7 protein-coding genes and 2 pseudogenes are annotated in these 12,172 nt (G+C 67.4%); 2 read left to right on the top strand and 7 right to left on the bottom strand.

Going from position 1 to position 12,172, the window contains the following annotated elements; genetic code table 11:
• Positions 1-503: 503 nt before the first annotated feature.
• Positions 504-1,148, bottom strand: a pseudogene (locus IEY79_RS35255) (HAD-IC family P-type ATPase); the annotation flags it as partial.
• A gap of 311 nt (positions 1,149-1,459) precedes the next feature.
• Here IEY79_RS35255 and IEY79_RS35250 point away from each other — a divergent pair.
• Both IEY79_RS35250 and IEY79_RS35245 read left to right on the top strand, forming a co-directional pair.
• A complete protein-coding gene (locus tag IEY79_RS35250) occupies positions 1,460-3,289 on the top strand; it encodes a PhoX family protein (RefSeq protein WP_189111740.1) in 1,830 nt (609 codons plus the stop codon).
• 459 nt (positions 3,290-3,748) lie between these two features.
• The gene (locus IEY79_RS35245; protein WP_189111739.1) at positions 3,749-4,639 is read left to right on the top strand and encodes a DUF5655 domain-containing protein; all 891 of its coding nucleotides are present in this window, start codon (positions 3,749-3,751) and stop codon (positions 4,637-4,639) included.
• A gap of 227 nt (positions 4,640-4,866) precedes the next feature.
• Here the strand turns inward: IEY79_RS35245 and IEY79_RS35240 are convergent, their stop codons facing one another.
• The 6 genes and pseudogenes from IEY79_RS35240 to IEY79_RS35215 all read right to left on the bottom strand — a co-directional run bounded on the left by IEY79_RS35240 (position 4,867) and on the right by IEY79_RS35215 (position 12,038).
• On the bottom strand, positions 4,867-5,121 hold the full coding sequence (locus tag IEY79_RS35240; protein WP_229701401.1) for a restriction endonuclease: 255 nt from the start codon (positions 5,119-5,121) through the stop codon (positions 4,867-4,869).
• Between the two features lie 30 nt (positions 5,122-5,151).
• Entirely contained in the window at positions 5,152-5,892 is a 741-nt protein-coding gene (locus IEY79_RS35235; RefSeq protein WP_189111738.1) for a hypothetical protein, read from the bottom strand.
• Positions 5,893-6,049: 157 nt separating this feature from the next.
• A complete protein-coding gene (locus IEY79_RS35230) occupies positions 6,050-6,358 on the bottom strand; it encodes a WhiB family transcriptional regulator (protein WP_189111737.1) in 309 nt (102 codons plus the stop codon).
• A gap of 373 nt (positions 6,359-6,731) precedes the next feature.
• A pseudogene (locus IEY79_RS35225) lies at positions 6,732-8,113 on the bottom strand (IS1380 family transposase).
• Positions 8,114-8,582: 469 nt separating this feature from the next.
• Positions 8,583-10,145 carry a SpoIIE family protein phosphatase gene (locus IEY79_RS35220; RefSeq protein WP_189111736.1) on the bottom strand — a complete coding sequence of 521 codons (1,563 nt, stop codon included), beginning with the start codon at positions 10,143-10,145 and terminating at the stop codon, positions 8,583-8,585.
• A gap of 1,308 nt (positions 10,146-11,453) precedes the next feature.
• The gene (locus tag IEY79_RS35215; protein ID WP_189111735.1) at positions 11,454-12,038 is read right to left on the bottom strand and encodes a CGNR zinc finger domain-containing protein; all 585 of its coding nucleotides are present in this window, start codon (positions 12,036-12,038) and stop codon (positions 11,454-11,456) included.
• Positions 12,039-12,172: the final 134 nt, after the last annotated feature.

The raw sequence follows: 12,172 nt of genomic DNA, 5'->3' as shown, positions 1-12,172 counted from the left end.
TTGGTCACGCGTTGGCCACGCGGCCAACCGTCGGGCCGGTCGGGCGCGTTGGCGCGCCAGAAGTGGGCTTCTCGCTGGTGAGGCGACCGAAGCACGTTGCGCAGGGCAAGGGCGTGTGGTGGAGTTCCGCTTCGTGTATGAATTCCACCACGTCGGCGAATTGGAGTTAATAGTTGCCTCAAGGAGACGTACATCTGGGAGATGCGGGGCTCGGCGCCGATCTGGGTGTGGGCCATCCTGGCGCCGAGGCGCTGCGGTCGACGAACTGCTCTAGCAGCGGGGCGAGGGTGTGCGAGTCTCGACGGTCTTCATTTCCGGGTCCTATTTGCCGAGCAAATCGGCGTGGCTCCCGTTGGTTCTTTGTGTTGTCACCTTCGGAGGAGGGGAGTTCGAGAGCCGGTGGCCGCGACCACGCCCCTTTCTCGCCGAGGTTGAGGTGGGCGTTCGGTTCCATGACGGTGCGGGGCCGCGGGGGCCGGAGGTGTCCGCGGTGGACGGTTCCGTCATGAGTGCTGTTCTCCTTGGCCGGCTTGGCCGACGCGCGCGCCGGTTCTCCGGGCGGCCGATGGCTGCCAAGCGCGCAGCCGCAGGCTGTTGCCCGCCACGAGCAGGGAGCTCAGCGACATCGCCGCGGCGGCGACCATGGGCTTGAGCAATCCCACGGCCGCGAGCGGCACGGTGACGGCGTTGTAGCCGAACGCCCAGATCAGGTTGGTGCCGAGGGTGCGTCCGGCGAGGCCGACCGCGTCGGCGACCGATCCGATGTCGCCGCGTACCAGGGTCACGTCGGCCGCTCCGATGGCGACATCGGTGCCACTGCCCATGGCGATACCGAGGTCCGCGCCAGCGAGGGCGGCGGCGTCGTTCACACCGTCCCCGATCACCGCGACGCGGCGGTCCTCGTCCCGCAGACGCCGAACCAGTTCGGCCTTGCTCTCGGGCGTGCAGCTCGCGTACACCTCGTCGATGCCGAGTTCCTCGGCGATCGCATCGGCGACGGCCTCGCGGTCACCGGTGGCCAGTACGGGTGTCACCCCCAGTCGCTTCAGCCGGTCGACGGCACGGTAGCTGCCGGGGCGCGTGACGTCACCCAGGGCGATGAGTGCTTCGCCCACCCCGTCGATCCTGACCTGTACGACGGTGCCCGGCGCGGCGGGTCCCCGCATCCTGCCACCCGTGAACGGGGCACGGGCGGGCCGGGAACCCACGGCGCGCATCGGCGGCGTGCCGGCGCGGCCGACGGCCGCGCCTTGATCCCAATCGCCCCGGTGGATCCCGGAGTTCCACCTTGACACCTCCCTCTCTTGACCTTCCGTTTACCTTCGAGGGGAAATCAGGCCATCTCGGCTTCCTAGCGTGGCGAACCCCTGACAGGGGCATCCCCGTTGTTGATCTTGGCTGGAGGCCGTACGTGCGCCCCGACACACCCGCTTCCCCTTCACCTTCTGCTTCACCTTCGATGTCCGAACTGGCCCAGCGTCGTCTGTCCCGCAGGACGGTGGTTGCCGGAGGGCTCGTCACCGCCGCCGCGTCGTTCTTCGCGGCCCCGCCCGCGGCAGCCGCGGCGGAACAGGCGGGAGTCGCGACTCACGGTGGCCGTAAGCCGCTGCTCGGGTTCCCCGCGGTCTCACCGAGTACCGCCGACGAGGTCGTGCTGCCGCCGGGCTACAGATACCAAGTGCTCTACCCCTGGGGCGACCCGATCGTGCCGTCCGGGCCCGCCTACGCCGAGGACGCCGGCAACACCGCCGCCGAGCAGGCCAAGCAGGCAGGTGACCAGCACGACGGCATGTGGTATTTCCCGCTCAGGGGCGCTCGCTCCGGTCTGCTCTGCGTGAACCACGAGGCCACGGCCGAGCAGTTGCTGCACACCGACGGCCGTGCCGACTGGACATCGGAGAAGACCGCCAAGTCGATGGCCGCGCACGGTGTGTCGATCATCGAGATCGAGCGGCGCCGCAACGGCCAGTGGCACCTCAACGAATCCAAGTACGCCCGCCGGGTGACCATGACCACGCCTGCCGAGATCACCGGTCCGGCGGCGGGCCACCCGCTGCTGCGCACCGGCGCGGACCCCCACGGCGTCCGGGTGCTGGGCACCCTGAACAACTGCGCCAGCGGGCCGACCCCTTGGGACACCTACCTGACGTGCGAAGAGACGATCAACAAGTACTTCTTCTACGACGAGGAACCGCCGCCGGCCGGATCGGTCGAGGAGCGCTACGGCATCGGATCGGAGAGCCCGTACCCGTGGTACACCACGGAACGGCGGTTCGACATGCGGGTGGAGCCCAACGAGTACAACCGGTTCGGCTGGGTGGTCGAGATCGACCCCTTCGACCCTTCGTCGAAGCCGAAGAAGCGGACCGCCCTGGGGCGCATGGAGCACGAGAACGCCGTCGTCGTGCGCGGCAGGCGCGGCGAGGCCGTCGTCTACATGGGCGATGACACGCAGTTCGACTACTTCTACAAGTTCGTGGGCGCCGAGCCGATCAAGGACGCGCTCAAGCGTCGGCGCAGCCCCCTCGACAAGGGCACTCTGTACGTCGCCCGGTTCGATGAGGACGGCTCCGGCAGGTGGCTGCCGCTGGTGCACGGCAAGCCGGGCCTGACCAAGGCCGACGGGTTCGCCGACCAGGCCCAGGTGCTGATCCACGCGCGTCTTGCCGCGGACGCCGTGGGAGCCACCCCTATGGACCGCCCGGAGTGGTGCTCGGTGCAGCCCGGCACCGGCGCGGTGTTCTTCACCTGCACCAACAACACGGCCCGAACCGAGTCGGTGAACGCGCCCAACCCACGGCTCAACAACCGTTTCGGGCACATCATGAAGATCGACGAGAACCGCAACCCCAGCTCGGAGAAGTTCGAGTGGGACATCTTCCTGCTCGCCGGGGACGAGGCCAGCGGCGCCACCGTTCCCCCGGACCAGGCATTCGGCTCGCCCGACGGCCTCTGGTTCGACGCGCAGGGCCGGCTGTGGATCCAGACCGACGGCACCCAGCCGACGGTCAACGGCGTCGCGCAGAACAACCAGATGCTCGCGGCCGACCCTGACACCGGCGACATCAGGCGGTTCCTGGTCGGCCCGCCGCGCAGCGAGATCACCGGCATCACGTCCACACCGGACGGCCGGTCGCTGTTCGTGAACATCCAGCACCCCGGTGACTCCGGTACGCCCGAGAACCCCCGGCTGAGTTCGAACTGGCCCGACTTCAGCCCCACCGGCCGTCCCCGGTCTGCCACGATCGTCATCACCAGGGAAGACGGTGGTGTGGTCGGCGCCCGCTGAGCGCACTCCACGCCGACGCCGGTCCGCAGCGGTTGCGGCACTGGCGTCGGCGTTCAGGTCGCCGGATTACCACATCGATGCAGGGCAAGGACTGCGATGGAGTTCCGCTTCAACGTGTAGCGAGTGACTTAGCACCACGTCGCTGATCTGGCAAACATGCAGGTCATAAGGGGTCCGACCTTCCGGGGTCGGGTCCTTAGTTTTTTCCCGTGCTGGATAGGTGCTGGATGATCTGATCTCTCGTCACCTGTCATCACCCCTCGTCATCCGTACCGTGCTGGATTGGTGCTGGAATCCCGGCGAGGCCCTGGAGTGCCCTGCGGCGGCAGCCCTGCGAAGGGGGTGAGTGGGCTCGGCAGAGCGATCCATGCACACACTTCTTTCACGGCCCCGCAGTCGTTCACGGAAACAAACCTGTGCCTACTCGGCGTTGATGCTCTCTGAGCCGAGGAGGGGGAGGTGTCGGGCCTGAAGCTGTTCCATACGACGAAAAGCGGCGTGACCGAGGTCGCGCCGCGTCGTGCTGAGGTCGAGGCGGATGTGCAGGGCCTTGTCGAGGCGCACATGGAGACGCTGCTGGGCGTCCGGTTCCTGGCGAGTGAGTACGGCACGGGACCGGTTCACGGGGGCCGGATCGATTCGCTCGGGCTGGACGAGAACGGGTCGCCGGTCATCGTGGAGTACAAGCGGGGCGTTGACGCCGGCGTTATCAACCAGGGCTTGTTCTACCTGTCGTGGCTGATGTACCACCGGGCGGAGTTCGAGCACCTGGTCCGCGACCAGTTCGGGTCCACGGCCGCGGCTCAGGTGCTCTGGAGCGCACCACGTCTGATCTGTATCGCCGGCGACTTCACCCGCTACGACATTCACGCCGTACGCGAGCACCGGAGGCCAATCGACCTGGTCCGTTACCGGTTCTTCGGCAGCGACCTGATCGGTCTTGAGACCGTTGCCTCCGTCAGCAACGGCATGCGGGTGATCCGCCGGGCGCGCCGGCAGGCGGTCGCACGGGCGGCAGCCGGCGTGCAGGGTGCGTCGATGGTCGAGCTGGCGGACGCGGTGGACGAGGCTCTGCTCGGTCTGGGGGACGGCGTGAACCGGGTCGAGCACAAGCAGTACCGGGCGTATCAGCGGCTGCGGAACTTCGCCTGCCTGTGCCCGCCTCAGCGCAGCAAGGTCCTGGTCTACCTGAAGGTCGACCCCAAGGACGTCGACCTCGTTCCGGGGTTCACCCGGAACGTGACCGGCCTCGGCCATCACGGAACGGGCGACCTGGAGGTGCAGCTCCGCACGCCGAGGGACGTGGAGCGTGCCAGGGATCTGTTCCGGGCGAGCTACGCGGCAGGGTGATCGCATGCCGGCATCCTGGCCGTGAGCGTCTCGCGGTCGGTTGGTGGTCGTCGGGTGGTCCCTTCCGACGTAGGGGCGGGTCGTGGCGGTGGACTGTCCATGATGCGCGGGATCGCCGGTTTGGCGAACCGGCGATCCCGCGCTATGTTTCCTCCGCTCTGATAGCCCTTTGGTCAGCATGGACGCCCACTGCGCGGCCGGCGGTGCAGAGCGGCCTCGGGGCAGTGTCACGACAGGGCACCCGCTGAGCTTGCCGTAGGGCTTGTAGGAATAGGGGCCGGGATGTCGATGATTTCGTAGAACGAGTCTCCCCAAGTGGCCCATTTCTGCAGCCGCTCGGCGTCAATGAGGTGGATTTCGTGCTTGCTGGCGAAGGCGCGGGCCGGTTCGGAGAACGTCGCATTGGTGATCATCACAGCGATGTCTGCGTTGTGTTCCTGACGGGCTGTGCCGTTGAACCGTTGTACGGGCTCGCTGCCGATTCCCCGTCCTGGCAGAGTCTTTGTCTGTTTTCACTGGACTACGGCGGTGCGGTTGTCCGGTGTGCGGAATATCCCGTCCGCGCCCAAGTCCCCGGGCCCGCCCCGGTCTCGGAGGACCGTCATGCCGTCCCGATTCGCCAGCCAGGAGATGAGGATCTCGAAATTTGTGGAGTCAAAACGCAGCATGTGTTCCGGCGTGTAACTCTTCCCGCTCTGCCGGAATTCTGGCCTGCGGCTGTTGAGGTCGGCCAGTCGGTCGATTTGCTTCGACACGTCTGAGGCAAGGGCTTCTCGTCGCCTCTTCAGGGGTGTGAGGTGGTCTCGGCATGCAACGACCGTGTTGAGTGGGGATTCGTGGCTCCCTGGTGTGAACCGAAGTGACGGCTCCTTGTGAGGAAAGCACAGCAACCTGTCAAGAGTCGCACCTGAAGCCTGCAGTATCTCTTCGAGTCGATTTACTTCCTCGCTGGTGACTGCCATGGTGGAATCAAACACGGCGTCGAGATCGGCTCGTGCGCTCTCCCATGACAAGCCCTGGAATTCCGGGTCTGATTGGTGCTCCTGGAGGGTTTCGAGGTCGGCGAGCAGGGTGTCTCGTGCGTTCTCCAACCGGGATTGGGCTTCCCTGCCGATCACCCCTTCCTGCATCCACAAGAAGGCGGCGAGGAGGTCAGACTGGTCGGCCTTTCCCAGGATGTCACCCATCAGTGCCCGCGTACCGCGGTCGGGGTAGCGGGGCGGGACGACACGGGCGTTACGGTCAATGATCACCGCGCGAGATTACCGAAGGGCTCCGACAAACCGGATCCCCTGTGTAAAGGCTACGGTCTTTTCGGTGTCGCCGCCGAGGTCGCCGACACGATGTGGGGGCAGGGTCCGCGCTGGATGGTACGTCCCAGGGGCGGTTGTGCGTGTCCGCATGCCGTCTCTAGGCGGTCTGCTGGTGGTTGCTGTCGTTGGTTTGTTCGTGTGTGTTCCGGGCGGTTGCCAGGGGGCGTTGCCAGGAGGTGACGGTCGGTCGTCGTCGGAGCAGTGTGCGGCGTTTGCGTTCGGTCATGCCGCCCCAGATGCCGAATTCTTCGCGGTTGTCGAGCGCGTGGGCCAGGCATTCGGTACGCACCTTGCAGCCGAGGCAGACGGCCTTGGCCCGGTTCTGTTCCTGGCCCTGGACGAACAGGGTGTCGGGGGCGATGGTCCGGCAGGCTCCTCGCTCGCTCCAGCTCGACGACGCGTTCACAGCGTTTCGTTCCCGTGGGGGAGAGTGGCGCTACAAAACATTCCATCGTGAAACAGACCGCGGTGCGGGAGTCACTCGTTCGGGTGGCGATCGCAGGAGTGCACCGCGTCGAGCCCCAACAGCTCGCATTCTTCTGGAATTTGAGCGTGCGGCTTGCCGCCGCGGGATGGCTCGGCTCTCAGCGCGACGCTGAGTTCTGTGCTAGTCTCGATCGTTCATGAGTCCTCGTCGGTTCGCTGACGGGGACTCTGTGTTTGTGTGGTGCGGTCTTTTCGGGTGCGGGGCAGGCTGATGGCCCGGTTGTCGCGTCGGGGTGGGCGCCGGGTTCCACTTTCCGGGGGGCGCGGGTTGTCGGGGCGGTCGAAGTGGCTGGTCAGTCGGGGTTCGGCAGGACCTGGAGCCGGTCGATTGCCTGGGTGATGACGTCGGTCCAGGGCCATCGGGCGGTCATACGGAGCCAGCGGCGGCGGCCCGTGGTGATGAGTTGGGCGGCGGCGGAAAACAGCCGCAGGCGGAGCTTCTTGGGTTCCCAGCGGCAGGGGTCGCCGGTCAGAGCGAGCATCGGCATCCAGGCCAGGAGGTCCAGCGCGAGGGAGACGATCCCCAGCCAGATCCGGTTCTGGGCAGTGTGGTGCAGGGGCAGGTTTTGGCAGACCGGTGTTGCGGGCGTTTCGGATGCGGTCCTCGCAGCGGGCCCGCCTTCGGTGACGCAGTTCCAGGGTGGCGAGCCGGCCGCCCTTCGTGTCGGTCGCGAAGCGGGTCAGACGGTTGCCGTCGACGTCGGTGAAGCGCAACTGTGCTCCGGGGTGGGGCCGTTCCTCGCGGACGACGAGCCGCATCCCCGTGGGCCAGGAGGAGAGGTCGGGCATGTCGGTGATCTCTGCGAGCCAGGCGCCGGGACGCTCGGTGCCGCCTGCGTCGTAGGCCGGCGTCCACGCCTTCTCCGGGATGTTCAGGAGGGCCTGGTGAATGGCGTCGGTGATGGTCATTCCGACGGATTACGACAGCAACCGGCCCCGGCGGGAGAGCCGGTCGAGGAAGGCGTGGGTGCCCGCCTGCGGAGTCGGTGCGGATCAGTGTCTGCCGGCCCCGCCGCAGGTGTCTGGGGAGCTGGGCCAGGGCGAGCCCAGTGGTGGTGATGTGATCGCTCGCGGTGTTGGAGCCTGCGTTGCCGGGCCGCAGCAGCGCGGCCACCGGCTCTCCGGAACCTGCCTGGCCGTGGTCGACGAACGCGACGAGCGGATGATGGCCGAAGGTCTTCTTCCAGGTCGCGGTCGCGTCCTGCTTCTCGGAGTGCGCAAGGACCAGCACGCCGTCGATGTCGACGATCACGTGACCATCGGCGGCCGGACCGCTCGCCCCGGCCAACTCCCGGACCCGCGACCGTACTTCGGCCCGCGCCGACCGGATCGCGGTGAGCGCCTTCGGTCCGGCTGCGGCGAGGGCGTCGATGAGACGGGAGACCGTGGGATCGGATGCCCCCGGGCCGAACACGTCGGGCTCGGCCCGCAGCATGGCGACATCGGCGAGGCAGTCCCCGCCCAGAGCGACCCTGAGCGCGGCATCCAGCAGGACCTTGCCCGGGTCGTGCACTGCCCGCGGCTTGCGCCACGGGGCCAATGCCACCGATATCGCGTTGTCCAGGCCGGACTTGCGAACCGTCTCCACACACAGCACCGCCCCGGCCTGCGAGACCACCCCACGGCCACCGCCCTCGACGCGGACACGCGGGTACAACCCGATACGCTCACTCACCTGGAGAGTGCTTCTTTCCGTGCAGCCAACAGGACCCTAGACAAGTCCCATCGTTGCAGGTCAGGAGCACTCTCCGCTTATTTGAGCAAGTCATGGACGGGCACGCTCATGAACGCCCGAGGTTAAGGGCTGTCCCGTAATCCCTGGTGGATCAGCGCGCGGCGTCAGATGCGGTGCATCGCAAGGCGGAGGGACGTCCGCATACTGGGCGTATTCGGGCGATCCGACAACGCGGCGAGGTGCCGTAGCTGTCGTCGCGCGCCCGCCAGGGATTACGGGACAGCCCTTAGGTAACGGGGGCGTCGTCCGGCGAGCCGGAGGGGGGATCCCTTGGCATGCATGCGGTTCAGCACCATCGGCCTGGTGGGCAGGGGGAGGGGCTCAGGACCGTTCGCCCAGGCACCTCCATGGGCTTGGGCAAAAAGTGAGCCCCGGATCCAAGGGGCCACAGGTCTCGGCCCCGGGTTCTTTACCGCCTGGCCGGCAGTCGGCGCAGTATGAGGAGGGCGACATCGTCGTGGGTGCCCCAGCGGTCGCTGAGGCACTCGGCTATGTGGTCCGCCAGCGCCTCCGCTCCTGGGGGGCCGGTTCTGACTGCTTCGGCGAGGTCCGCGACACCTACCGTGAGGTCGCTGCCGGCTTCCTCGACCAGGCCGTCGGTGCACAGAATCAGGGATTCGCCGGGCGCGAGAGCGGCCCGGGTTTCGGGGAAGTACTCCCGGCCGAACTCAGTCGCGATTCCCAGCGGGAGCCCTCCCTCCAGATCGGGCTCGCTGACAGTGCCGTCGCCGTTCCGTACGAGGGGATTCAGGTGACCGGCCCTGGCGGCACCTACCTCTCCCGTGGCGGGGTAAACCTCTGCGTACGTGCAGGTCGCGAAGCGGTCGGTGTCCAGTTCCGTGAGAAACCGGGAGGCGCGTTCCAGGACCCGCGACGGCGCGTGCCCCTCCCCGGCGAACGCCCGCAAGGCGATGCGCAGTTGTCCCATGATGGCAGCGGCATGTGTGTCGTGACCCTGCACATCGCCTACAACGACGCCGACGCGGCCACCGGGCAGCGCGATCACGTCGTACCAGTCGCCGCCCACTGCTCGCCCGCTCGAGGCCGCGCGATAGCGGACGGCTATATCGGTGCCGTCGAACTTTGGAATGCTGCGCGGCAGCATGGACTCCTGCAGGCTTGTGGCGACATCGCGCTCGCTGTCGAAGAGCATGGCCCGCTGGAGGGACTGGGACAGGATCGCGGCCATGCCCAGACAGAGATCGCGGTCCTCGGCCGAGAAGCGTACGTGTTGCCGGAAGATCAGGGCGAGCCCACCGATGGTCCGGGCCTGAGCGGTCAGCGGGAGGTAGGCCACCCCGCTGACACCCCCGAGTTGCTCCACATAGGACTGCATTCTCGGGAATCGCCGCAGTAGCTCTGCGGCCGAGGAGTAGAAACGGGCTTCGTTGGCCATCACCGCTTCGGCGAGCGGTGTGGTGCTGTCGGCACGTCGGTGCACCAGCCCGTGGAACAGCTCCATGTCGTTTCCGGACAGTTCGACCAGGTCCAGGAACTCCCCGTTCATCAGACCGAGCGCCAGCCCGTCCGCGCCGAAACGTTCCAGTCCGCCCCTTCCGGTCAAGACGGAGATGACATCGTTCACCGTGAGCGCCGTCGAGAGCGCCTCGGCGGATCTCTGAAGTGCTGAGGTCAAGCCACGGCCCGCCCCGGTGAGTTCCGCCGCAGTATCTCGGAGCACGCCGACAACCCGGCCGGGCGGCACCCGTTCGTCACGAAGAATGCGACCACCCATATGAACCCACCGCGGCTCCCCCTCATGCCACGTGATCAGGAAATGGATACTGAAGGAGGTCCGGTCGGCCTTGATGTGCTCCTCCCACGCGGCGTGGAGCCGTTCGCGGTCCTCCACCCGCGGGAGGAGCGAGCCGAGTCTGCCGTCGTAATCCTCCGGCCGGAGGGCGAAGAGGGCCAACCCGGCATCGTCGACCTGGAGCGTGCCGCTCCGCGGCTCCCAGTCGAAGCTGCCCATGCGCGGCGTCTCGGACGTCTCACCCGTATCTGATCGCTGCCTATTTTGTCCTGCGATACGTACGGCAACAGAGCCGTCACCGACCGCTGATCGATCACGCCCGGCTCTGATGGAGCTGTGTTCGCCCGATTGGCGAAAAGCCCTCATCCAGCGACGGACCGTACTCAGGAGATCTCCCAAGATCGTCACAAAAGTAATATTACGGCACCTGTGGCGCGGCGTCGGCTCTACCCGTCCGACCGCACCGACCAGTGAGACTCCGCGGGCGCTACTCACGCCGACCGGGGCTTGCCGCAGGATGACTTCGTCGCGGCGTCCACTTCGCCGGGGTCTTCTTCGTCGTCTTCCTCGCGGCGGTCCTCTTACGGGAGGGCGCGTCGTCGACGGTGGTCTCCTCGCCGCTCTCGCCGCAGGACTCCATGGCCATACGTGCCGGCATCGGCAGGGGGAATTTCCCACCGAGAGGCCCGCTCCTGGCGGTTGGCACGCACGCCGATGACCGCCCGCGACGGACCTGCCCGAGCGCATGCGTTCGGCCCGCGGGTGACATCAGGTGACCGGGCGCGTCCGGTGGCCTGCGTAACAGCAGAATCAAACATGTGATCGAATGATGCGTGCCCGATCCTTCCCTGGCGACCTTGTCCGCACCCAGCACGTCTGGACAGCCACCTGCCAGGCCCTCGCCGCTTGCCGCCCGGCCGGCAACACGCTGCTTCGGCGACGGCTGCCGAGGCTGTCGGTCCGCCTGCACCGGCACCCGGCGGCCCGCCCCGCGCTGAGCGTCACAGCGGACGCCGGCGCGAACGGCAGGCGCGCGGCGGGATGAGAACAGCGCCAACCGAGGCGCGGACAGATCCCGCACGCGGCCGGAGGCCGGGTCACGGAGCACGCCGAAGGCCCCTGAGGTGCCGGTTCGGACAACCCGCCTTGTTGATGGGGAGTCCAGGCGAGATGGGGCGCGCGGCTGTGCTGCTCGTCAGCCGCGGACCAGGGGTGCCTTTCCTCAGTGGCCGCCTATGGCGGCTATCGACGCCCGGCGCCGACGCAGACCAGGACCCGGCCGCCCCTTCCAAGGGTCCCTCCATCGGACTCTCCACGGCCCGTTCGCCCGCCGGGCGCGTATCCGCAGGCCAGCCCCGGCGGCCAAGGTCCCACCGTGCGTTCGACAACGGGCAGGCCGTCATGGCGCGCGCCGATCACCACTTATTCAACCATTGAAAGTGATTTTGCCAGTTGAAGCGAGTGGCGCCGGAGAGTATGTGGTGCCGGGTTTTCTGAGGGCAGGCCGGCGCATGGGGTGGTGCGCCGTCAGCATCCCCGCCTGGGCGTACTCTGGTGGCGCTCGTAGTGTCGGCGGGTCTTGGCGCGGTTGCCGCAGGATCCCATGGAACACCAGCGCCGCCCCCCGTTCTTGGTCGTGTCGTAGAAGCGCAGGGGGCATACGGGGTTGGCGCACTTGCGAATGCGGTCGGGCCCCTCCTCCAGCAGGCGCAGATAGAGGTCGGCCGTGCGCCACGCCGCGTTCCAGCCCGGCGTGTCCGTCTCCACTACCGACTCCGGACCGGCGGGTCCCAGCAGGCGTCGCACGCGGCCGTGGTCGAGTGTGTCGTTGAGCATCTCGCGAGCCCGCTCCAGCTCGGGTCCCTCGCTGGCCACCATCGAGCTCAGCGCGGTCCGGATTGCCAGGAGGGCCCCGAGGGTCTCCTGCGTGTCCGGTGCGATGTCGGCCAGTCCGGCGGACGAGAGCCAAATCGCCAGTCCGCCCGGGCGCTCAAGCAGGTCGTGGGCGCCGTCGTCGTCCACCCAGCGCGTGTTCAACAGGTCCAGCGGCAACGGCTCCCCGAGGAGAGGGCGAGGGTCCGCGTCGGCGGCGTGGGCCGGATGAGTGTGCATGCGGTGCGCCCTTTCGTGTCGGGGTCCATGCCATCACACCGTCGAAGCATAACCGGCTAAAGAAATTTCAGCGGTTGCATGTGGGGGAGGTAACCGTTAATGTTCCGTTAGCCGGTTAGGTCGAGCGAGACTGT

The sequence above is a fragment of the Streptomyces camponoticapitis genome, assembly GCF_014646115.1.
Classification (GTDB): domain Bacteria; phylum Actinomycetota; class Actinomycetes; order Streptomycetales; family Streptomycetaceae; genus Streptomyces; species Streptomyces camponoticapitis.
The sequence above is the reverse complement of the archived record's forward strand: the minus strand, read 5'-3'. Positions and strand labels throughout refer to the sequence as shown.